Source organism: Thermogymnomonas acidicola, assembly GCF_014646795.1.
GTDB classification, from domain to species: domain Archaea; phylum Thermoplasmatota; class Thermoplasmata; order Thermoplasmatales; family Thermoplasmataceae; genus Thermogymnomonas; species Thermogymnomonas acidicola.
In genome coordinates this window covers 162,597-185,335 of sequence record NZ_BMNY01000002.1, presented here as the reverse complement: position 1 = coordinate 185,335, position 22,739 = coordinate 162,597, and the positions used below count along the sequence as shown (strand labels likewise).

Genomic DNA, 22,739 nt, shown 5'->3' with positions numbered 1-22,739 from the left:
AATCTCTGTTACAGTAATTATCTCTTTTCACTCAGGTCTGTTAGCATACCAGGTCACACACTGAAAACGGGACTAGATGGCCGGAGAGACCTCCTACGATACTAACGGTGACAACGATACCTTTGAGGTGTGAGGCAGGATGCGAAGACACCACTTCCACTCGTATGCACCCTCTAAGAATTATGAGGGGTGCACGGGACTGCACCTTAGGCCTCCGTGCTCTCGATGTCGCCCCTCTCTCCCTTCTTCATGTATACGTCGAAGTACATCACCGATAGGGCCAGGAGTATCAGGCCTCCGACTATCGTGGTGTAGAATACCTGCGTCTGCATGGCGCTGTTGTTCAGTATTGTCAGTATGTTTAGCGTCCTCCCAAGCAGGTACGGGTATGCGGAGTATGCGAGAAAGAACACAGATACCGCAATCAGGCCCTGGAAGGCGATTTTGTTGTGCACGAACTTCTCTGTCTTCCTGCTGAACTGCATGATCGGGGCTGCGATGGTGAGCACCACAGGGATCGTTAGGAAGTACGGGTGCACCACATCACCTAAGTGGATGTAAGAGACGCCAGCTATTACCATACCGATGAGGACAACTGCAAGGGACAGGAACCTGTTGACGTCCAGGGCGTAGTATATGGACGCCATGCCGAAGAGCAGGACAGCGGAGCCTATGATGAAGCCGTCATTCGGCAAGAAGGATACGAAGGAGGCGAGGTTGAATGTCCTTGCTGGGAAGTCGATGCCAACGCCGCTGATCACAGACGTGTATATTATTAGGACTATGACGCCGAGGACGTAGGTTATGACCGAATACGCCCTGTAGAGGAGCTTCCTGTCGATCCTCCTGTTCTTCCATATGAACTCGGCCGATATTATGCTGGCATTCCTAAGGACGTAGAGGATCAGGAAGACGAGGATGTAGGCAACGAAAGTGTACGCAACGAACGGGATTATCTCTGGGATAAGGGCCTCGAGGTTCACCGCATAGAACACAAAGAATGTCCCCGTGATTTCCCATATGGGTATTATGTACTTCGTGACCTTCTTCTCCGCCTCGCTGTACCTGAAGATGAAGGCTGATGCAGCCATGAGCTCGGTGGATAGGATGGCGAAGAACATGGCGAAGATCGCCATGTTTATGCCCACTTCCGGGTGTATCATGACCATTTTGCCTCACCTGCCACCTGCTTTGTGGCCTTCTCCTCCCTCCTGACCCAGACCCTGTTGGCGAAGTAGAAGGTGAACGGCACAACTATCAGGTAGAAGAGGATTATGCCAATGCCCAGGGGTATCACTGAAGGTGAGGTGTTTGCCGCGCTCGACACGGTCATGACGTTGTAGATGATCCATGGCTGCCTCCCCACCTCGTCCGTCACCCAGCCCGCGTCGTTCACTATCTCTATGAGCACAGCGGAAGCGATCATGCCGTAGAGGAGGACCCTGGAGGTTATGGGCCTCTTCCTGACGATCCTGTAGAGGAGGTAGAGTCCGAAGAGGCCTATCAGCGTGCCGCCGCCGACCATCACGTCAAAGGTCAGGTGCACGAAAAGCGGGGGCCACTCGGACTTCGGGAACTGTGACAGGCCGGGCACCGCCTGGTGAGAGTTGAAGGAGAGGAACGCAAGGATGGACTGAAGCCTGGGTATGTTTATGTAGAACTCTGGCACGCCGTTTATCATTATGCCTCCAATCCTCTCCGGTGCGTTCACCATTGGGTGCAGGTTCAGCTCGATGGCAGCATACTTGAGGGGCTGGAGCGAGATGAGCATCCTTGCGGAGGAATCGCCTGCAATGCCTGCGAGGACTACTCCGATGAGCGCACCTATGGCCGTAACGACCATGCCCTTCCTGTAGACCTCCCTGCCGAGGCCGTCGTTGTTCTTCATGTACCTGTAGGCGAAGTAGCCGAGGAGGACGAAGGCTCCGGACGCGAATGTCGCTGTTGTGACATGGCTGACCTCTATGAACGATGACGGGTTCGCAACAGCCGCCAGTGGGTTCACTCCGGTTATCTTTCCCGTTGCCAGGTACTCGCTGATGTTGAAGCCAGCGGGGGTGTTCATGAAGGCATTGACCATGGTTATGAAGACTGCGGACATCACAGTGCCGATGGCGACGAACAGCGAGAGGGCCCAGTGCTTGTACCTGTTTGTGAAGGCGTCCCAGTAGTAGACGTAGAGGACGAGGCTTATTGTCTCCAGGAAGAACGCAAATATCTCATAGTAGAATGGCAGGATGTCCACCTTGCCTATCAGCACCATGAACGGTGGCCAAAGGGTGAATAATTCGACCGCCAGGACAGTGCCGCTCGCTGTTCCGACGGCGAAGAATATAACCAGGGCCCTGGCGAGCTTCCTGGCCAGGATGTCGTAGTCTCTGTCCTTCTTTCTGAGGGATAGGAACTCGAATGTTGAGACGAAGACTGCGAGGGCTATGCTCAGCGTCACTATCAGTATGTGTGCGCCGAGGGTGTAGCCCATGAGGAATCTGTCAAAGGTTATGACAGATGTCATAGTGAAGATAATTCAGGCATATAGTTAACCTTTCCAGTCACAACTGTGCGCAGTCATGCATAACTATGAGTACGCGTACCCTGGACTGCGCCTGAGTGTGCTTCAGAAATCATTATATATCCTCAGGGAAGATATCGCAACCGGTTGCCGATGGGGAGACTCAACGTTTCGATGAAGGACGATGTGATAAGGATGCTGGAGGAGCTGGCCGAGCAGACTGGAAAAACGGTGAGCTCGATAGTCTCGGAATCTGCCTCCCTCTATATCGAGTCTCTCCAGATGGGCCTCAGGACCGAGGACGTCATCAGGGCGTTCAAGATAATGTCGATCATAAAGGAGATCGATGCAGTGCCTGTCCCGAGCAGGCTCCTCGACTTCCTGATAACGGCCTCGACAAGGGCCAACGAGGAGGAGGCGCTGGCAAAGTGGTACGAGCGTGGCCTGGTTGTTGGGAACATACTCAGGAAGTACGCCCCGGACATAAGGCACCTGGCGCAGTTCATAAACGCAAACAGGGCCCTGATACCCCTTGACCTCTTCGAGGTGAGCGAAGACAGAGACCGCATAACTGTCATAGTGTCCGGTGTCGGGTACAGCAGGGAATCCGCAAAGTCGACAGCAGAGGGCCTGAAGGGTTTACTGAAGGCCTTTGGGTACGAAGTGGTGGAGAGTGAGTTCTCTGAAGGGTTCGTGAAGGTCACATCAACCCCGAGTGAAGAGGCATGAATTGGGCCGCATGCCCGTCTCCACATCCGAACGATGTTAGCCGCAGGTGTGTTCCGGCAGAACCTCATATCCCCACAGAAGCGAGTGTCACGCCAGAGTTCAATATTCAATGAAGGGCCACACTTTTAAGGTGTGATATGGAAGGAGAGCCGAAATGGTGAAGTTGCCCGGAATGCTATGGTACGAGAAGAAGGATCCGGGTTCACATTTCCCATATATTCGTTTCGGCTACTAAACGTGTGAATCCGGCTGGGAGCTCGTAGAACCAGTCCTGAGCCACGGGGACTTCATGGACAGGCACAGTAAGAATCTTTCATACACTTTTTAGTACACATACCCATGGACATGCGGGGGGAGATAGTGCGTACCCTGACACTCGCAGTGGCGGTTGTGGTAGCGCTTGTTGTCCTGGGGTTCGGTCTGGCACAGCAGGGGATTCCGCATTCAGGAAACCTGAGTGGGTTCTCCGGGGCCGCACCTCAAGGTGGCCATCCAGTGCCACCTGCCAGCATATCTAGGCTCCTGGATCTTTCGTCCGGAGCGCTGGGCGAGAGTGACCCGTCCGGATACCCGATATACAACTCGTCCACAGTCCTGGCCTCACTGCCTCCTGTGATACCAAACACGCAACCTGTCGTGGTGCAACTTGTGCATGACTTCATAGTTTACAGGAACAACACCTCGGTACCAACGAGCAGGGAGGCAATCTCGGGCTCGTTCGTTGCCCCACAGAGCCCCACGGGCTGGGCCCTCATCCTTTTGAAGTTCAACGGGAGCGCCTCAGGCGTTGTATACGACTCCGGGTATTCCTTCAACGTGGACAACAACACGCTCCTCTGGGGCACATCGCCGGAGTACGGCAACTGGACGGTCTACAGGAACCTGACGCTCTACGAGGCGCTCTTCACAGGCAAGGTATACTGGCAGTGGAACTCTCCGGGCACGATAGTCCAGGGCAGGTTCGAGAGCAACATCACACTTTACTTCTACCCGGCAGACGCGCAGTTCCCGGCAACAAGTGAGCCGAACTTGATCATACCGATCCTCCCGAGCATGTCTTCGTTCGACTACCACCTGACACCATCGAAACCTTACGTCACCTCGGAGGTGACGGTGCCGAGCGATGTGTACAGGGCAGAGATACAGATATGGCTCTACGGCTTCTCCTTCCAGGAGTTCTGGTACTCCAACGAGCCCTCCTTCAACATGCTCCTGGTGAACGTGTCGAACAGGGCCGTGGCATCGGTGCTGCCGTTCCCATATATAAATACGGGTGGTATAGACCTCTTCGCATGGAGGCCTGTGACTGGAGCCTTCACCCTCCATGACAGGTTCTACTTCGAGGACGTCACGGGAGACCTGGGGTTCATTGAGGGCACTCATGTCTGGAACTTCAGCATGCCTGACCTCGCCTACCCGTACTTCGTCGTTACTGCCTCGCTACTCCTTTACACCAGCCCCAGTGCGTCTCCCGCGACACCTGGCCCGTACTACTTCAGCATGTCACCTGTGACCACGGTGCAGGTCGGCATTCCTGGCGTTTCACAGCAGGCGTACTTCAACCAGTCCATGGACTACTCTTACAGTTCCACATCAGTTTTCCGCATGGACGGCAAGATCGCTATAGCGACAGACAGCGCATCTGGCTCGTTCATAAACAACCAGAGCCTGACACCAATTTGGGAAAACCTCACGCAGAGCGAGGAGATGCAGTTCGTCAGCACAGTATCGGTCGGACACCAAAGCAGTATCTCGGTCGTTCAGTACAACTTCCCCCTGAGGATGGACACGCTGTTCGAGATACAGATCACAAAGACGACGAACGGCGGATATCCGATGTACGGTTTCGCGACCTTTGGTCTCACTAACCTGCTGCAGTCATGGGAGCAGGTCAGCGTCTCGAACGGTATTGTGACCACTATTAACAACACAGTGACGAGCAACGATTCCTTCGTCACCTCGCAGCTCGAACTAATAAGCCCGACCGCTGGCCTCCTTGGGGCGGTATCACACGCATCCGGGTTCACATCGAAAGACCTGAAGGTTTCAGTGAGGTCAGTGTCGTCCGGCATCGTGTCCGGATACGAGCATGAGATAGTGGCAGGAAGCAACAACCTTTACGGCCCGGACTACATACAGCCGATCCTGTATGAGAGGCTCATCTTCCTATGATCTTTACTTATACATTTGCTCATCTTCCTATGATCTTTACTTATACATTTACATTTTTTAAATAGGGCAGCACCGTTTCTATTGGGACTCTATGCGAGGTTTCCGGAACGAGAAACACTAAACAGCTCCATAATGTGCCAAAGCGGGTATGAACCAACCAGTTTTGAGGAAATTCTTTCTTAGTGCTACACAGGGGCTTAGGCGGGAAGTTTTATCTATGCACCACCGATGGGACGCGGATAGGCCATGAAGGTACTTGTAACGGGGGGAACAGGTTACATAGGTAGGGTCTTGGTACCTGACCTGGTCAGGAACGGCTATGAGGTCACGGTGATGGACAGGGGCTTCCTGGACTACTCGGATCCCTCGGAGTCTTTCGGAGATTCGGTTAAGATAATAAGGGATGACATCAGAACGTGCGACCCTGACCTCCTGAGGGGCCTTGACGCCGTAGTGGACCTGGCAGCGCTGTCAAACGATCCTGCCGGCAACCTTAACACCATGTCGACGTGGGACATAAACTACATCGGCAGGGTTAGGATCGCGAGACTGGCAAAGAAGCTCGGCGCAGGGAGATATGTGGTGGCTTCGTCCTGTTCCGTCTACGGTTTCAGGGAAGGGTTCTGTGATGAACAGACACCTGTGAACCCACTGACCACCTATGCTGAGGCGAATGTGGCTGTGGAAAGGGACAACCTTGCCCTGAACGACAGCAGGTTCAGGAGCACTGCCCTGAGGTTCGCCACAGTGTTCGGGTACTCAGAGAGGTTCCGCCTGGATCTGGTGATAAACGCTATGACCTTTTACGGCTATAAGAACGGTGTGATAAGGATGATGAGGGATGGGACGCAGTACAGGCCTTTCGTTCACGTGAAGGACGTGTCAAGGGCCATCATCACCGCTATAGGGAGCGAGGACGATATCGGTGGGAAACACATCAACATAGGCAAAGAGAGCCTGAACCTGCAGATAAGGGATGTGGCCGAAGCCATAAGGAGGAAACTGGGCGGCGATACCAGAATAGAACTTTATGGCGATCCGGATAACAGGTCCTACAGGGTCCGATTCGACCTGGCCAGGGACCTGCTGAAATTCAGTACGAAGTACGACCTCGAGTACGGGATCAGCGAGATACTAGAGAGGTGCAAGGCAGGCCTGGAAGACCTCCCGCAGATGCACACCGTCGATTACTATAAATTGCTCATTAGCCAGGAGAAGAGCCTCTCCAGGTTCATGGGCATCAGGCACAGGATCGTCATATAGATGGGGAGAGAAGGCATGGCCGCAGAAGGCAAGAGATTTAGCAAGGCTCTTTGTTAAATAGAGGTAAACATTGCAGGGCGATTAAGACTCCCAGTTGGAATAGGGTGCAATTCTCACCGAGTCTGGCTTCTCTAAGCCAGGAAAGTAACGCATTTATATTTTTTCCATTTGTTTGGCTCATGTTCCAAGCTGCGTGAAATCTTTAACAGGGGAGGCAACCTTCACGATGGTCGAATCACCATTCAGTTAGCGTGTTTCAGCGGATAAACATACTTTAATAAGATTTGAACTCTAGGATATTACTTGCATTTTACGATAGAAATACAATACCTAATCGTTTAGAGGTTTGTCTGAATAGCTAACATTCGTATAGTTTCTTCTTATCTTGGCCACCTTAGTTTGGAAAGGAAACGGATATTATTACTCCACACTACGCTACATTTTATGTGTTCCCAATTGGATCGGTTATATCACTTATAGTTTTCATTCAGCGATAATTCATCAACGGATAACGATATATTGTAGATGTGGTAAAATATACATAAAATTTATAACAGAGAGAATGCTAGTGATATAATGCATACTACAGTTTTAGAGTGGATCGTTCTAAATATTGATGAAACTGATGTTAGAGGTAAATCTGTCCTTGAAGTTGGCTCTAGAAACATAAATGGCACCGCCAGAAAGATTATAGAAAGAATGAAGCCGAAGAGTTACCTAGGCTTTGATTATATGCCTGGAGAAGGGGTGGACGAAGTTTGGGATGCAAGGTATCTTTCGGAAAAATTTGGTGAAAATAGCTTCGACGTAGTCCTATCCACAGAAATGCTAGAGTATGTAGATGATTGGCGTAAAGTCATTACTGAAATGAAAAGGGTCTTGAGACCTGATGGAATATTGATAATAACTACCAGGTCACCCGGTTTTCCTTATCATGGCTTTCCATACGATTTTTGGAGATATACTCTTGAAGATTTCAAAATTATATTTTCCGATTTTATCATATTAGTCCTATCCCAGGACGATCCCCAAAGTCCGGGAGTTATGATGAAGGCAAAAAACCGATCAATTTCGAGGTGCGCGATTTAAGTAATATATCCTTGTATTCAGTAATAAGTAGAAGGAGGGAATTGTCGGTTCCCAAAATGCCTGTTAGAATGAGAATCCAATTGGGCCTAGGAGATAAAATATATCGTATTGCAAAGCGATTATACACAAATCTAAAAAAAGCCCAGAGTAGGATTTATAAGTATATGTCTTTCAATGAGCGAACGTGGAAATAATAAGAGAGCCATTTTAAACGATCTACATCTGGGAGGCCTCTTAGAAAGAAAATGATGTTTTATCGCGAGGGAAATTCCATGATGGCCGAGATCCAGCAAACCTATACACTAAAGGAAGCATCCCCTAAACGCATGAGATTTGGATACGAAATCTATGCGAATTACTTCTAAAACAGTAGAGTAATGCACATCATCATAAAAAAATTATAATCTCTCGATATAAGGGAAATAGAATGTTGGTCGCAGGTAGTCGGAAGAGATCTCCGATTAGATATACTGAGACCCCCATTTTCTTCAGTCTGGTTGATTACAGAAACAGCTATTTTATGAGTAATGAGCCCGAAAAGATCTTGGAATTTTACGATGGGTTCGATAACCGAGACGAGTTGATTCGTTGGATGAAGGAAAGACCAAAAGGTGTCGCAAACCTCTACGAGGTTGAAGGTAGAAAGAATATTATAGTCGTGATACCAACAGCGGATTTCAACGGAAGATATGCAAGGAATTGCAGGGAGGAAATATTTAAGGGGCTCCACATGATATTTGTTGAGAGCGGCGAGTTCCCAGATCCTTATTTTAATTTTGCGCACAATTGTAACGTTGGAATAATTCGAGCCATGGAATATGACCCAGAATGGATTGTGGTATCGAATGATGACATGTATAAGATCAGCCCCATCGAAGAACTGGAGGAGGAGCTTCACCGTATTGAAAACACTGAAGTTTATCTTGTGATGACAAAGTATCCTGGAGAGCTCCATTCCCTCACAGAGTACGTAGGCACAAGTACATTCATAAGAAAGGCAATAATGAGCCTGTCTCCAAAATACCGGCAGAAGTACAAGATCGAAAAAAAATTCGGACTCAGGGTTCTGACGTGGAGGGATTGGTACGGAGGGTTAACCTCAAGGCTGCTATACAAGGAAATGTTTCATCTAAAGGCTACTTATTCCTTTGGCATAATCAGCGGTTATTACGCATCCATTTTCCAGGGCTGTGTTTTTGACGAGACCTATCAAAACGGCATGGAGGACATCGATCTTTCTTTCAGGGTTCAAAAGTCGCCTGGAAGGGTTAGCTTTGTGAACTATCAGATCGGTAGTTATAGTGCCAGCACTATGGGGACTGGAGAATTCAGGTGGCTGAGGGATTTATCCAATAAGCTGTACTTTCAGGAGAAGCTATTTGGTGAGGACAGTGATGCTTTCGAGATATTGACAAAGAGAAGCCAGGGGGTCTAGTGCATGGATCGGGCCACTGTCCTCATTACCGCGTTTGAGAGGCGAGGATATCTTCAGGAGGCATTGGATTCCGTTCTTAAGCAGACAGCGAAGGAATTCGACATACTGTTAGTCGTCTCAAAGTACTATTCTCAGGAAGAGTTCAATGACTACAAGGATCATGTTAAGGTTGTGATCGATGAGCAGGCTAGGAACAAATGTGATTTGCTATTCACTGGTATAAATCAAGTAAACACCGATATCGTAATATTCCTTGACGACGATGACTTTTTTTCAGAGCGCAAAGTCGAAACGATATTGAAAGCATTTCAAGAACATCCAGAGGTTGGATTTATTCATAATGACTTCGTAAATGTGTTTGAACGTGGTCCCGAGAAATCTGCCAGAAACATTGTAAGGAATTCTAGTAGAAATTCAGACAGAGGTATATCGATATTAACCGGGTCAGTGGCAGTAGCCACTAGAAATGATTTAGACATGAACCTAAGCTCAGTGTCCATTAAAAAAGACATAGCATCAAACTATCTACAAGGTCTAAAATCCATTGAAGCCGCGGATGACACTTTTTTTCTGTACTGCGCGCTGGACAGCGGGAATTACGTTTTAGGTCTCCCGGAAAAGCTCACGTACTACAGGAGACACGCATCCAGTGTAACAGGTTACATCGGACACTCCTTTGGGGATTATCTTAGACACTTGCGTGAGAAGTTAGCAAGTGACGTGGGCGCACATGAAGCCTTTCTCCGATTGTTCAATAGTGAACAACTCATCGAGGTTCAGAGGCTACGTCTTTCTTATTACCTTACTCTTAGAATGGCATACGAGTGCATTTTCACACCGTGGTTCAGTGAATCTTTTATTATAAATATGTACAGGCATTTCAAGTGGATCCGTTATTCCGGCAACCACCCCCCGAGATTCCTAAGTTATGTCTTCTTTTTTTTGATAATGATCTCAACGCGTCTATTCGTTACTATTAGCTATCTGCTCGCTCAGTACAGAGCAAAGAGATATTAGTTAAAAAACAGTATACAAAATCTTAAATGGGCTCATCCAATCATTGACTGAGATAAATGGGAGTTCCAGTGTCCTAAGATAATAGGCACAAATTAGAACTCCATATGTACAATCATTCATTAGGTACATTACCTTTATTAAAATATTGTACGAATTAAAGTTTAGTCCTCTAATCCCATCTATCCTAGGCGTTTCTCTTCTGAAGCCCGCACCCTGCTGAACACATATTTATATAATTCTTTTGTTGACGACACAGCACGAAGAGATCGTCTTTCATTGAGTCCTGTCATCCCTAGGTATGTTTTGTTTTCTTTATCGTGCTCTCTTAACTTATCGTTAAGGTTGCGAATCCTCTTATTTATTTTGCATGTAGATAAGCGCGCTAACAATCAACAGCGCATAGGTCATTCATGATGCCAAGCTCTAGGGACGAAAGTTCTGTGTGCTTGACTAAAAAAGCGTATATTATAAGATTATTTTCTTCGTTAGATAATAATATATTAGAAGATGCAGTTATAAGTGACTGCGACTAGTATAACAGGCTGAGTAGGAACTAGACAGATAATTCCGTCAATCGCTTTAAAACTCTCTCATGAACAGGTCCTGCAACATGGTGACAAGGTCCCTCGCTACCTTGGAAGATTCCATCTTTTCCAGTATTCTTTCTTTGACTCGTTTTACAGTATCCTGGTCTAAACATTTCCAGATGGAAGATTTTCTCCTCATCTCACCGGGATTGTTTATGTTGGCCACCATTTCGCTTGGGCCCACAACCTCCATAAACGGCTGGGTGAAGCTGATGACAGGCGTTCCAGAAAGCAGACTCTGAATAGGCACCATTTCGAAAGTGCCGTTGAAGATCGGCGAGATCACAACCTCGTGCTCGGCATAGTTTCTTATCAGCTCTGTCCTCTCCACCTTCCCTATGAAATTCATTTTCCATCCATAAATCTCTCCAAACTTGAGTCCAAATTTCTCATCGCCGAAGAAATCGATAAGTTCGTTTCTTTGGGCCATGATTTTGAGTGTACTGTCCAGCGCCGACAGATCAGTGTCCTTAGGGCCCCCAATAAAGGCCAGGATCCCACTCTTTTCCTTTCTAAGGGCATTCTCGTACAGCTTCGCTTCGACAGGGATATACAGTACACCCTTCACACTAACCGTTAAAAACCTTTCTAGGAGCATCGAAGTCCAGAGGGACTGGGCGAAGACTGGGTGCAGAAACATCGGTCTTGTGTAAAACCTTGCCGTTCTGATGGCCAGTTCATTGGGCAGGTACCCGGTAGCCATCCGTACAAGGCCACCCGCTGCATTCCGGTAGCGCTTGAACAGGAACGTATGGCCGTAGAAGTAGTGTGCCCAAATTGCCAGATTCCTTATGTGCTGGTCACCAAGCCAGTTCATGAACCAGTAGTCATCGACGCCAACTATGAATGAGCCTTCCCTTTGGAGTTCATCGAGTGTCGTACGCAGCTGTGATCCGTCGACCTCTATCGCACTACCGAACGGATACCTTTCCTTGCCGTCAGTCCTGATCAGTTCACCGAAGGGGATTCTCAGCTTATCATCGGTTCTGACCCACACTATCTGGCTTTCTACCCCTATCCTGGTGAGTCCGCTTGACAGGTCTGTGTAGACCTCATAAAGATTGGAGAAGCGTGATTTTTGGGATGGCAATATCAGTGAGACCTTCACCCTTTCCAATTTGTTTGTCGCCTCAAAAATTTTTCTTTCAGCTAAGGGTTATATTGTTTCGCTAAGGCACTTAATGCTTTATGATTCTTTATCTTTTATGTACTCTGAATTTATGAGCAATCGCAAAGAGAGGCGAAGGCCCAATTATCTGCATTATAAATCCGTATGAGAAATTAACGGCTATGTTTTAGGAGCTGAAGAAAAACCATACCAAGCTAGGCTTGCCAGGAGTTTCCAATATAAAGCACGAGATTCCCAGCCAGTAATAAAAATGGTAATGAATGACATTATGTCAGTCACAAGATCGATGTTATGAATGCTAGTCGTTTTTATATACAGATAGTGGGCACTCTCCCCTGTGTGGCAATCAAGAGTGTCGGGAAATGCCTCTTCTTCTGAACTTACCGACAAGATAGCCAAGAGCGTAAGGAAAGGCCCTTACCAGGTCTATTGGGGTAAGCGAGATCATCTGCCTACCGATCATTATGCTGAGATCCATCTTAAGAGCGAACTTCCCAAGGGTTGGGTTTTCATTCCTCCCCAGAGCTGCTCCGTATTTGTAGGACTTTAACATGTATGTCCTCAAGCTGACGTCATAGTTGTACAAAACAGACTTCAGAACTGTGTAACTTTTCGTGGTTTCCAGCACCCTGCTGAATATAAAAGAGTCCTCGTGTGGCGCGAACCTGCTATCAACTCCATTCAGAGCAGCCTTTAGGATATCTGTCCTGTAAAACCTCGGCACTGCCCTCTGGAGGGGATCCAGAGACATTTTCGCGAGTTCCTCAACCCTCTTCCTCTTAATGTCCATCATTCGGCCGCAAATGTTCCGGTTGATGCTCCTCTCCGGCACTATAGCGAAATCGGCCTTTATGTTCCTAAGTTCATCAAACAGCTTTTCTGAAGGGATTTGGTCTTCGTCGATCAGCAGGACATATTCGGTGTCAACTACCTTAAGTGCGGAGAAGAACGCCTCAAAGCGATCCGTGGGTTCCACAAGAATCGTCAGTCTTGGATCTTGGACTTCATATTTGCAACCCCGGACTACATTTATTATTCGGTCACTCCTGCCAATTAGCGTGATCAGTCTCAAATTGAGGTCACTGTGAAATTCGATGGACCTAATGACCACGGATATTGTATTCATCGAGAGCACCTAATAGTTCTCCACACTCACCGCTCCAAAGTCGAGGTCTTTCGCCCACTCTATCTCTTTGAGGCCATGGTTTTTTCTGAAGTCCATGAAGGCCCTGTTCCAGGATATGTCATCGCTGCATATCACGCCACTCCTCATGTGGCCTAGGGCCCACTCGTACTCGAGCATCATGTGACTGTAAGAGTGCTCGCTGTCATGGAAGAAGAAGTCTATGTCGCCGCCCAGTTCTTTGAGCTTCTCTTTGCTGTCACCCAGGATCAGGCTCCAGTTAGTTCTGAGATCTTTGGGGACCACCCAACCAGGCCCAAGAGACGGGTCTACATGTGCCCTGTCAAGCACGCCATCAGCATTCATCCTGCCTGCTCGGCTGTAAGTTGGCAGGTCAATGGACGTGAGGTGACCTTCCCCGTTTACAGTTATTGCTTTGAGTATGACCGAGCTACTTACCCCCTGAGCCACACCTGTTTCGATTAGTCTGTTGGGCCTGTATTTTCTGACAAGCATGTAAAGAAAGGCTTCTTTGACGCCGAATCTCCCTCCAGCAGAAAAGTTCGTATATTCAAGGCCCAGGGCGGAACGCAGCTTTAGATCCAGCCCCAGACAGAACTCAGAGAGCTCGATTATCTCTTTTTCCCCTATGACCCTTAATTTCTTATTCAGGTCGAAAAGGTGAAGGACAGTGATTAGGGTAGTCCGAGTGACACTTACCTTCGGCCCGTTCCTGAACCCTATCTTAATCGTAGCTGATGTTGGTGTAGACATGTATGCTAGGACTTTCCTTGTCTCAGGTTCCTCTATATTCCTCCTGATAAGGGGCAGCAGGGCCAACGCCTTTCTCAGCACCTGAACCTTCGCCAGCACTAAGTGGCCAAAACACGTCTCGATATTAAACAGTAATGAAATTTAGTTACGCCCCAACGTAGCCCACATTTAGCGAACTAGATTTAGTGTAATGGTACAGTTATATAATATAGTGGAAACTACAGAGCCTGAGGTACAGAACTTCAAATGTACTACGTGTACTAGGGTGTCTCGTGTTATAGCGATTAGCAATTCAGCCTCTCTATGTGCGCCCTTACGAGTTTAACTTTTGACGTTGGAACGAGGTTATACATAATCCTCGCCGGTAGAGATTTACAGGATTAGAGTTCCGATTGGTTCCACCTGATGATCTATGGCACTCGTAGGACAATTTTGTAAACATAAGTCACCCGAAAGTCAACAAGATAACGTCTCGGCACCATGAAGCCCACACTCGGATCCAAAGGAGCAGTTTGTCATTTACGGGTAAATGAGGTGCGTACAGTGGTAGCCTGAATGGCAGGTTCTATCGTAGTATGTGATTGCTCGTGCTGAAAAATGGGCCAGGATAGCCTCAGGATGATATACGAAAGAATTAAGACGAGCCCAGAAATGAACATTCTTGTAATGCTGAAATGTGGAGGGTGTTGGGAAGATGAGCAAAGGGATTTTTTTTGTTAACTATTACAGGATCTGGCCTGTGGATGGAGGAGGATCAAGACATTTTTCCATGAATATCCTGTACCTTCATAATTTGTTCAGGAATATAGGGGTACTTCAGGGACTAGGATCAACCAAGGATACTCCTATCGAGCTAACTGACAGTGTTAAGTATTGCGAATTGTGTGATAGGGTTTATGAGATTTCACATATGTTATCTTTCTTACTGTTTCATATATGGATATTAGCAGTGCTGCTTAGAAATCACAGAAGGAAACGTATTGTCATAACTGGAGGATGGAGCTTGACGCTTCTGGGGTATTTCGCCAGGCTACTAGGTAATGAGTGGATAAACTTTGTTGACGACCCCTTGCTAAATATTGCACGTTGCAAGAAGAATATAAAGTCGAGGGTTATATTTCACTTCTTGAAGAGATCCAGGAATGCAGACTTTACGGTTATTGCTAACAAAGAGGAAGCAGGAGAGTTCTCGCACTTGTTCAATGTTCCGATTAACAAGATCATTGTCATTCCACCTGTATTCAACTCAAACATGATCGATGACAGGGAGTTTGAGAACCTTCTACGGAAGAAGTTCACATCCATGAAAATATTGCTCTTTTTTGGTAATATGGATTATGACCAAAATGTGGATTCTTTGAATTACATTACACGTGACATTGTTCCGAAGTTCAGAAACCTTAACGATACATGTAAATTTGTATTTGCTGGCAAGGGAACCGATGCGTATGAGGATGACGATCTGTGTGTTTACATGGGATTCTTGACAGAACCGCAGCTAAACACACTCATAAGGCATAGCTATTTGGTTCTTGCCCCTATACTCGAGAAGTACAGGAAAGGAATAAAAACTAAGGTTCTGCACGCTCTCTCTCTTGGTGTTCCTGTTTTATCGACACCTGCCGGTGTCTTCGGACTAGAAAAGGAAGGCCTTCCCGTCTTTATCTCAGAAATAGGTGACTTTTCAGATACCCTCTTGGAACTAGTGAATGGAGAAGACAGGGTTGAAAAAATGAAGGAGAGAACCATTGATTACATAGAGAAGAACTACTCGGAGAAGGTAATGGAAAGGTGGAAACGGATCATAAACATGGGTGATGCTTAATCTTCAGAAAGTAATCTTTGATTTGAGTACAGCAACATATAACTTATTCACAATAGGGAATATCGTAAAAGATGGAACCAGTGGATGTTAGGCAACACAGACTGTATCTGATAACTCTGAACAATTATTCGGATGCAACCTTTGTCGGAGCTTAAACTGGAAGAATTCATTAAAGACTTTTTCACAATGGTTATTAGCCTGCTCTCTTATGCCAAGGTGTGGGTGTCAGCATAACAATTCCGACTATCCCTGCCAGAATCCATTTACTGGAACATCTCCTTGGAGAACTGCAGGGGCAGACGTTCGGTGACTTTGAAGTAAATCTCATAGTACCACGGGGGGAGGGAATAGCATACCGGTACCTAAGGGATGTATACGAGTTAAAGCTAAATGTGCTTGAGCAGGAGGGCAAAGGAATCCTCAATGCGATGAATCTGGCCTTTAAGGTGAGTGAGGCGATAAACATCAACCTGGACGACGATGTATCAGTATCACCTGAACATATTGAACGCTATGTGGAGGTATTTGAGAGATCAAGTGAGATCGGTTTGGTAGGCGGTCTCATAAATGGTCAACTCCCCGTTACAGGGAGTCTGGCAGGAAAGTTCCCACAGTTTCTAAGACTTACTTATCTTCTGGACAACCAACCAATAGATCCAGGTATGCGAACATATTCGGTGTTCTTCAACTCTGCTGGGTACCTCTGCGGATTCCCCTCTCGCTGTTCTAGCAATCCAAGGTCAATGGCTCCTGTTGGGATGAACATGGCATGGAGGCGTGAGGCTGTCTCGGACCTAATCCTGCCAGAGTTCGAAAAACCACTGGGATCGTGCTATGAATCATATGCTGCCATTCATGCGTTCAGGAAGGGTCTAACTACAATAATATCCAATATTGACGCTAGGATCACAGGCGATCAGAACTCGCTTTCAAGGAGCAATGACCCAATTAGCATGAGGATCAGATTGATTGACGTCTTGTTCAGTCCCCTGGTGCTCAAGGCAATGGGCTTTGAACTCGACTATAAACGCATTGAGAGGATCAAGAAACTGATGAGGTTGACATCTAGGCTGGGAGTCGCTGAAGCGAAGATCTGGTTCGATACCATAGGGTTAATCATGGGAAATATAGACCAGGTATCCAGTCAGGACGATTTGAAGTTACTTCACGATAGGTACGTAAAGGAAAGAATCCAGACCATTTCAGTGTCCGCGTCACAGGGAAATGAATAGTTCTATTGTTAGCATGCACTGATAGGAAACAGCAATTACTGACTTCGCCTTTAACCGCGATGTGAAGGTTCTGTGGTTCGCGCACAGGGACATCAGGCACCCGAGGGCCGGAGGGGCGGAGAGGACCATTTACGAGGTGGGCAGACGCCTCGTTAAGATGGGAGTTGAAGTGAACGTAGTATCCGTCAATCCAGGAAACCTGATGCCCTTTGAGGAGATCGAAGGAGTAAAGATACACAGGATCAGGGGGAACGTGGTGGCCCACCTGCTCGTCGGCAGGATGATCAGGAGGATCGATCCAGATGTGATAATCGATGACCTAGGCCACGCTATCCCGTGGTGTTCGCCTTGGTTCACAAAAAAAGAAAGTTATCGTATTCTTCCGTCACCTACATGCCAGATCTCTTCCGGGGCAGGTCAATTTAATTTTGGCACGCACCATATCCTTCATCGAACGCCTGTATCCCTGGATTTACGGGAACGAGCACTTTGTTACTGAATCGAGGACATCCGAAAGTGATCTCAAATGGCTGGGAGTTAGGGGAGAGAACATAATAAGAATACCTCCAGGAGTGGATCTGGAATTGTTCCACCCGGGCGAGAAAGTAAAGCACCCCCAGCTCATTTACTTTGGGGGGTTCAGGGCCCACAAGGGGCCAATGTACGCAATAGATTGTTTACGAATCCCTTCTAGGTAGTGTTCCAGATCTAACCTTGTTTGTGGTAGGGAATGGCACTCTACTGGACGAAATGAGGGAGATGGTAAGGGATAAGGGATACAACATAGTGTTCACCGGCAGGGTAAGCGATCAAGAGCTAGCTAGGCTACTGAGGGAATCATGGGTGAACCTGCACTTCTCCGTGACTGAGGGTTGGGGATACTCTGTGATTGAGGCCTGTGCTTCTGGCACTCCGACCGTGGCCTTCCGTGTACCCGGGCTTGTTGACGTCATACAGGATGGCTACAACGGTTACCTAGTCAATAACATTAGTGAATTCCCGGATAGGATACTAGATATAATAGGTAATCTGGACAGGTTCTCAAGGGCTTCTAGGGAGTTCGCGGAGCGCTTCACCTTGGACGAGACGGCAAGGAAGTGGTCGCAGATGCTGAGGGGGGATGGAGTGCCTGAATGACATTTATCGCCCGCATATGCAGTGTCACATAAAAATCAAATATGTAACAGGTTTATCACGCCGGGATGGAGAGGATCCTTAAATCTGGCGGGAACGGCTCCATCGGCTCACACCTAGCGGAAAAGGCATTTGAGGAAGGGTTCTACGTAAAGGTCATCGATAATTTCTCAACGTACTGAAGGGACAATGTCCCGCAAAGGGTCAGGATCATTAGGGGCAAAGTTGAGGAAACAGACATAGATGATAGGTACGACTGCATAGCCCACCTGGCGCCTAGCCTGTCGCCAGATGACCACACATCAAGCCCGTAGAAACGTTTACATCCAACTCACTGGGCGCATATCACCTGCCTGTACCGGCAAGAGCGCATGATTCCAAGTTCTCGTACGCCTTCTCTTTGAAAACTTACGGCGGTGCTCAGGTGGTACCGACACCCGAGAGCTGCTACGGCTGTTTGAGATACTTGGGGTGCCAGGAGATACTAAGACCAACGTAAGTGTTCTTCCGGAGCGCTTACAATGGCGTACCACAGGAGCTATGGCCTGGACACGAGGATACAGCGGCAGTTCAGTTTCTACTGCCTCTGGACAAGGACTGATGGCGTTTACGGACGTGTGGTGCAGAGGTTCATATACTCGGCCCAGAGTCACGAGGACATAACGTTACAAGGTGGCGGAATGGAGACAATGGCGTTCTTATATGTCCAAGACTTGCTACAGGTTACTTGGTCAGTGATAATCAGGGACAGCCTGTATAGCGAGATACCCAATGCTGGGTCGCTAAAGGAGGTTAAGATCTTGAAACTCACATAGGGGATAAGGTATCTTTGTTGTTCGGGGCCCAGTTCGTATAAAAGCATAGGAGAAAGGACGATCCTGACAGGTTGGTAGTTGACATAACAACGGTAAGGGGACTGCTTGGATGGGAGTCTAATATCGGTCTTGACGAGGGGCTCATGATGGCGATCTATTGGATGAGGCAGAATGCAGATTGAGAACAGGCGTGGTCGCCCTCGGTTAAGTAGGTCTTGTCACACCTATATGCCTGGCGAACTAGGGTAACAGTGTGGTGGGCATCAATATCTTCGGGGATAAGATTAATGCTCTCTTATCGGGCAGGGTGCCGATCTTAGATCCAGAGTTCAGGAATGGGGCTTGATAGTGCTCGCGATAGGATAGGCTTCGTCATCCTTCAAACCTCCTTCGACTGCAAGGCTGTCTGTCTTCCTCTGTGTTCCCCACGCCGAAAGGAGGATTAGGATCGATCTGAGCTACGTATTCGTTGCAGCAGATTATGTTGTTATTAATGCAGGTCCAAGGATCTCATAATGAAGAGCACAGTAGTGCTGGGCACGAGTAGGAAGGTGAATGGGAAGTTGAGGATAAATGTTAAACAGAAACCAGAGTGTCCAAGGATAAATTTTCCTTTTAAATATCTGGCAATTCCGGAAGGATCGAGCGCAGCTGCCTGGCTCCCTAACCCTCGTTAGGGCCATCAGAATGCTCACTGCCTTACTCATTTATGCATTAACTTACATTTGGCAATGCATATCGAAATCGAAATGATCTCGTCGTTCGAGATATGGTCAGTTTGTGTCCTAAAGGTTAACAGAACTCGATAGTGCGTCCGTTCTCGTATCGACACCAAAGAAAAGAGCACTGTCCATATGTCGCAGGTGATTTTGTTTTCCCTGTAGCTTCTAGATTAAACGGCACACCTTCAGCACAGTGTCTGGAAGTGTGCCTCGCGTTTTGGGTTCAGAATCGATACTGGAAGGCACTCGCCATAGACAAAGCGGGGGCCACTCGGGTATTTAGCTCAACCACTGCTTACGTCACCAGGAAGGTCATAAGATCCCTCGCAACCCTTTCAGAGTCCATCTTTTCTAAGATAGTCTCTTTAATTTTCTTCCTCTGTCTGTTATCGATTTCATGCCATATCCTAGATTTTCTCCTCATCTCACCGGGATTGTTTATGTTGGCAACCATCTCGCATTTACCGGTTACTTCCATAAAGGGCTGTGGTGAAGCTGATGACAGGCGTTCCAGAAAGCAGACTCTGAATAGGTACCATTTCAAAATTTCAAAGTTACAATTAAATATGGGTGCGATCGTTAAGGCGTGGGAAGCATACTGCCTTATGAGTTCTTCCCTATCCACCTTACCTATAAAATTCATTTCTATATTATACGCTTCTTCAAATCTTTTACCCAATTCCCTATTTCCGAAATAATCTATTCTTCTAAAATGCCCATCTGATAGGACATGCAGAGTATTTTTTAGTGCCATTAGGTCAGTCTCGGTTGCATCTCCTAGGAAAACTAAAATTCCTTCTCTCTCATACGAAGATGTTATTGAAGTGATTATTTTGATCCTTCTCCGTATTTCCTCGTTCATTCTTTATATTATAGGGGGTCTCATGTTATAGCGCTCAGCGATTTAGCTTCATCACATCTCTCCCCTATCGATCCGATGCTTGATATCACCACAAGTTTGTACACAAACCTTTCTTGGAAATCTACAGTATTGGAAACTCGCTTAACTCTGCCTGATGATCTTAGGCACGCGTCGAGTCATCTGGGAAATGTGAGAACACCCTATTTATAATATATTAGTGGAATGTACCAACCTTCGGATAAATTTTGGGTATTCATAGTGTTTCAATAACGATCCTTAAATTCTTCTCCATGCTGCATACCGGTTTCGGGTACTTCGGTGACCACTTATTCCTGAACTCATCGGGGCACCCTGATCGCCTCGTGCTTGGATCCGGAAAGGAATATTTCCCTAAGATCACTGTTAGCTTCGCTCCTGTCGGATACCCGTATCTTGGATTCGAAGGTTCATAGCTGAAAGTCCGCCCTTGGATAGAACTGTTTTATCTCCCCTTCTATTCCAGGCAAACCATCCTCTACGACCAGCAGAGGTTCTTCCACTCCGCTTTCATGCAGATTGATGGGAGCCTTCCTGTAAGCTGTATATCTCATAGTGTCCGTATTCGCTTATACCCATGGCGAATATCTTGCATTCCTTCTGTACCGTATCCCTCCCGAGGAAGAAGAACATTGCATCCAGGAATACTGCCGTGTATCTTTATTAAGGGACCGCTTCTTCCAGTTCTCTATCATCGGTAACGTAATGTCAGTCATACATACATTCAATTATGGACCGATCACTTGGTATTCTATATTTGGCATAAAAAGCCATCTTGAAATATTCGGAACAAGTCTGATATTTGGAACAATATTACTCGCTATGTTCCTTTTCTTGCCACGTTATCCTAAGCAGCTGGTCAAAGAGTGTTTCTTAATGATCGATATTTTATATATATGATCTCAGCAGACATGGTGGGCTGGGATCTTAATGGGAACTAAAACATAACATATAAATAACGTGTGCGTGATTAGTGTATATGTACTTTATGAATTTCTCCATAAAAAGTGATTGCGGGCTCTCCAGAGCTGCTTCACAGGCTGGAGAAAAAATAATCTCGATCAATGCGGTGAACAGTTCATCAAATTTCAATTACATAGTCGCCTTTACCGTGGCAAATGATGTTGTGGACATGAAAAAGGCCTTCAGCAAGGATTTTGAGAATTTTTCAATAGTGAAGGGCAAACTATACACATTCATAACAGGCGTGAAGCATTCTCATGGCATAATACCATCCATAACGGCCAATGGTGGCATTCCTATCTTTCCAACCTACGCCGATGGTGGGATAGAAACGTTTAATGTGCTGCTCTTCACAAAGGAGAGCCTTGATTACATAATAGATGCGGTGAAGTCCCATAATGATGTGGTCACTATGGATTACCTCCGGATAAGGGATGGCGATTCCATCATTGACAATATAAAATCTCTGTTCAGCAATGTACTCGTGACGGATCTAACGCCGCTTGAGAAGAAGATCATAAGGGCAGCATTCACCTCAGGTTTCTACACTTGGCCCCGGCAGTTCAGCCTAGAAGATATATCGAGGGATACTGGATTGTCAAAACCAACGGTGCTGTATCACATTCGTAATGCCGAAAGGAAGGTTATGAGGTCCCTATTCAGCAAGTGACCCTATGTGAAGCTCAGAACCGGAGATGTCATATTCCGATGATCACTGGCAATATTCAACGGCAGCCCTCAGTCCCAGGAGATAGCTTCCAACGCCGAACCCGGTTATCTGCCCTTTCGCTATGGGTGCTATGACGGATGTGTGCCTGAATTCTTCCCTCGCGTGTATATTAGACATATGCACCTCTATGATTGGTACCTTCAGTATGGCCAGCGCATCCCTTATGGCGTAGCTATAGTGCGTCCATGCTCCGGCATTTATAACAACCGCGTCAATATCCTCCATTGAAGCCCGGTGGATACGCTCGCACATCTTTCCCTCATCATTGGTCTGAAATATATCCACGTCCACTCCAAGATCCTTAGCGAGTTCTCTGATCTTATCGTTTATCTCGTCAAGCGTTATCGTTCCGTATACATTCGGATCCCTTTTACCGAACATGTTCAGGTTTACCCCATGTAAAACCAGAATCTTCTTCATGATTGTTAAGGCAATGGGATATATTTTAAGTTTGCATCAAACAGGATAGACCTTCCGTTGAGGTGGCTGATCGAACGCCAAATAGATAGTCATTGTCAATCATTGCATGCCCTGAAATGTGGGTTCCGCTTGCATAGAAGTTCTAACAGGTTATAATCAACGGTAATATA

Annotated in this window: 19 protein-coding genes; 12 read left to right on the top strand and 7 right to left on the bottom strand. The window is 47.0% G+C overall.

Annotated features, from left to right (window positions below):
* Positions 1-206: 206 nt before the first annotated feature.
* Positions 207-1,169: a hypothetical protein gene (locus tag IEW66_RS06825; RefSeq protein ID WP_188681486.1), complete on the bottom strand. Its 963-nt coding sequence runs from the start codon at positions 1,167-1,169 to the stop codon at positions 207-209.
* On the bottom strand, positions 1,160-2,515 hold the full coding sequence (locus tag IEW66_RS06820) for a cytochrome ubiquinol oxidase subunit I (protein ID WP_188681485.1): 1,356 nt from the start codon (positions 2,513-2,515) through the stop codon (positions 1,160-1,162). The genes IEW66_RS06825 and IEW66_RS06820 overlap by 10 nt, the downstream gene beginning before the upstream one ends.
* Before the next feature lie 144 nt (positions 2,516-2,659).
* On the opposite strand from IEW66_RS06820, the gene IEW66_RS06815 reads away from it, so the two are divergent.
* The 6 genes from IEW66_RS06815 (at position 2,660) to IEW66_RS06790 (ending at position 10,217) form a co-directional block, all read left to right on the top strand.
* The gene (locus tag IEW66_RS06815) at positions 2,660-3,241 is read left to right on the top strand and encodes a ribbon-helix-helix domain-containing protein (protein WP_188681484.1); all 582 of its coding nucleotides are present in this window, start codon (positions 2,660-2,662) and stop codon (positions 3,239-3,241) included.
* 339 nt (positions 3,242-3,580) lie between these two features.
* Positions 3,581-5,413: a peptide-N4-asparagine amidase gene (locus IEW66_RS06810; protein ID WP_188681483.1), complete on the top strand. Its 1,833-nt coding sequence runs from the start codon at positions 3,581-3,583 to the stop codon at positions 5,411-5,413.
* Positions 5,414-5,659: 246 nt separating this feature from the next.
* A complete protein-coding gene (locus IEW66_RS06805) occupies positions 5,660-6,676 on the top strand; it encodes an NAD-dependent epimerase/dehydratase family protein (protein WP_188681482.1) in 1,017 nt (338 codons plus the stop codon).
* Positions 6,677-7,252: 576 nt separating this feature from the next.
* Positions 7,253-7,765: a class I SAM-dependent methyltransferase gene (locus IEW66_RS06800; RefSeq protein WP_229657547.1), complete on the top strand. Its 513-nt coding sequence runs from the start codon at positions 7,253-7,255 to the stop codon at positions 7,763-7,765.
* A 427-nt stretch (positions 7,766-8,192) separates the two neighbouring features.
* A complete protein-coding gene (locus tag IEW66_RS06795; RefSeq protein WP_188681481.1) occupies positions 8,193-9,200 on the top strand; it encodes a glycosyltransferase family 2 protein in 1,008 nt (335 codons plus the stop codon).
* A 3-nt stretch (positions 9,201-9,203) separates the two neighbouring features.
* Entirely contained in the window at positions 9,204-10,217 is a 1,014-nt protein-coding gene (locus tag IEW66_RS06790; RefSeq protein ID WP_188681480.1) for a glycosyltransferase family A protein, read from the top strand.
* Between the two features lie 579 nt (positions 10,218-10,796).
* On the opposite strand, the gene IEW66_RS06785 is transcribed toward IEW66_RS06790, so the two are convergent.
* The 3 genes from IEW66_RS06785 to IEW66_RS06775 form a co-directional block, all read right to left on the bottom strand.
* Entirely contained in the window at positions 10,797-11,912 is a 1,116-nt protein-coding gene (locus IEW66_RS06785) for a hypothetical protein (RefSeq protein WP_188681479.1), read from the bottom strand.
* 367 nt (positions 11,913-12,279) lie between these two features.
* Positions 12,280-13,059, bottom strand: coding sequence for a hypothetical protein (locus IEW66_RS06780; protein ID WP_188681478.1), 780 nt, complete (start codon positions 13,057-13,059; stop codon positions 12,280-12,282).
* A gap of 9 nt (positions 13,060-13,068) precedes the next feature.
* Positions 13,069-13,929 carry an O-methyltransferase gene (locus tag IEW66_RS06775; RefSeq protein ID WP_188681477.1) on the bottom strand — a complete coding sequence of 287 codons (861 nt, stop codon included), beginning with the start codon at positions 13,927-13,929 and terminating at the stop codon, positions 13,069-13,071.
* A 577-nt stretch (positions 13,930-14,506) separates the two neighbouring features.
* Between IEW66_RS06775 and IEW66_RS06770 the strand changes: the two genes are divergently transcribed.
* The 5 genes from IEW66_RS06770 (at position 14,507) to IEW66_RS06755 (ending at position 18,836) form a co-directional block, all read left to right on the top strand.
* Positions 14,507-15,655, top strand: a complete 1,149-nt coding sequence (locus IEW66_RS06770) for a glycosyltransferase family 4 protein (RefSeq protein ID WP_188681476.1) — start codon at positions 14,507-14,509, stop codon at positions 15,653-15,655.
* A gap of 218 nt (positions 15,656-15,873) precedes the next feature.
* Positions 15,874-16,887, top strand: coding sequence for a glycosyltransferase family A protein (locus tag IEW66_RS06765; RefSeq protein ID WP_188681475.1), 1,014 nt, complete (start codon positions 15,874-15,876; stop codon positions 16,885-16,887).
* Between the two features lie 61 nt (positions 16,888-16,948).
* Complete coding sequence (locus IEW66_RS08695; RefSeq protein ID WP_229657546.1) at positions 16,949-17,386, top strand: glycosyltransferase; 438 nt, start codon at positions 16,949-16,951, stop codon at positions 17,384-17,386.
* A gap of 251 nt (positions 17,387-17,637) precedes the next feature.
* On the top strand, positions 17,638-18,024 hold the full coding sequence (locus tag IEW66_RS08690) for a glycosyltransferase family 4 protein (protein ID WP_229657545.1): 387 nt from the start codon (positions 17,638-17,640) through the stop codon (positions 18,022-18,024).
* Positions 18,025-18,542: 518 nt separating this feature from the next.
* The gene (locus IEW66_RS06755) at positions 18,543-18,836 is read left to right on the top strand and encodes an NAD-dependent epimerase/dehydratase family protein (RefSeq protein ID WP_075056502.1); all 294 of its coding nucleotides are present in this window, start codon (positions 18,543-18,545) and stop codon (positions 18,834-18,836) included.
* Positions 18,837-19,853: 1,017 nt separating this feature from the next.
* Here IEW66_RS06755 and IEW66_RS06750 read toward each other — a convergent pair.
* Positions 19,854-20,420, bottom strand: a complete 567-nt coding sequence (locus IEW66_RS06750) for a hypothetical protein (RefSeq protein ID WP_075056501.1) — start codon at positions 20,418-20,420, stop codon at positions 19,854-19,856.
* 1,015 nt (positions 20,421-21,435) lie between these two features.
* Between IEW66_RS06750 and IEW66_RS06745 the strand changes: the two genes are divergently transcribed.
* On the top strand, positions 21,436-22,089 hold the full coding sequence (locus tag IEW66_RS06745; RefSeq protein WP_162509226.1) for a helix-turn-helix domain-containing protein: 654 nt from the start codon (positions 21,436-21,438) through the stop codon (positions 22,087-22,089).
* A gap of 42 nt (positions 22,090-22,131) precedes the next feature.
* On the opposite strand, the gene aroQ is transcribed toward IEW66_RS06745, so the two are convergent.
* Entirely contained in the window at positions 22,132-22,569 is a 438-nt protein-coding gene (gene aroQ, locus IEW66_RS06740) for a type II 3-dehydroquinate dehydratase (protein WP_188681474.1), read from the bottom strand.
* Positions 22,570-22,739: the final 170 nt, after the last annotated feature.

Excerpts from the sequence above, each read along its gene's own strand:
- IEW66_RS06825 (WP_188681486.1), bottom strand. The coding sequence starts at position 1,169 with ATGGTCATGATACACCCGGAAGTGGGCATAAACATGGCGATCTTCGCC.
- IEW66_RS06820 (WP_188681485.1), bottom strand. The coding sequence starts at position 2,515 with ATGACATCTGTCATAACCTTTGACAGATTCCTCATGGGCTACACCCTC.
- IEW66_RS06810 (WP_188681483.1), top strand. The coding sequence starts at position 3,581 with ATGGACATGCGGGGGGAGATAGTGCGTACCCTGACACTCGCAGTGGCG.
- IEW66_RS06805 (WP_188681482.1), top strand. The coding sequence starts at position 5,660 with ATGAAGGTACTTGTAACGGGGGGAACAGGTTACATAGGTAGGGTCTTG.
- IEW66_RS06800 (WP_229657547.1), top strand. The coding sequence starts at position 7,253 with ATGCATACTACAGTTTTAGAGTGGATCGTTCTAAATATTGATGAAACT.
- IEW66_RS06795 (WP_188681481.1), top strand. The coding sequence starts at position 8,193 with ATGTTGGTCGCAGGTAGTCGGAAGAGATCTCCGATTAGATATACTGAG.
- IEW66_RS06790 (WP_188681480.1), top strand. The coding sequence starts at position 9,204 with ATGGATCGGGCCACTGTCCTCATTACCGCGTTTGAGAGGCGAGGATAT.
- IEW66_RS06780 (WP_188681478.1), bottom strand. The coding sequence starts at position 13,059 with ATGAATACAATATCCGTGGTCATTAGGTCCATCGAATTTCACAGTGAC.
- IEW66_RS08690 (WP_229657545.1), top strand. The coding sequence starts at position 17,638 with ATGAGGGAGATGGTAAGGGATAAGGGATACAACATAGTGTTCACCGGC.
- IEW66_RS06755 (WP_075056502.1), top strand. The coding sequence starts at position 18,543 with ATGGCGTACCACAGGAGCTATGGCCTGGACACGAGGATACAGCGGCAG.
- IEW66_RS06750 (WP_075056501.1), bottom strand. The coding sequence starts at position 20,420 with ATGAACGAGGAAATACGGAGAAGGATCAAAATAATCACTTCAATAACA.
- IEW66_RS06745 (WP_162509226.1), top strand. The coding sequence starts at position 21,436 with ATGTACTTTATGAATTTCTCCATAAAAAGTGATTGCGGGCTCTCCAGA.
- aroQ (WP_188681474.1), bottom strand. The coding sequence starts at position 22,569 with ATGAAGAAGATTCTGGTTTTACATGGGGTAAACCTGAACATGTTCGGT.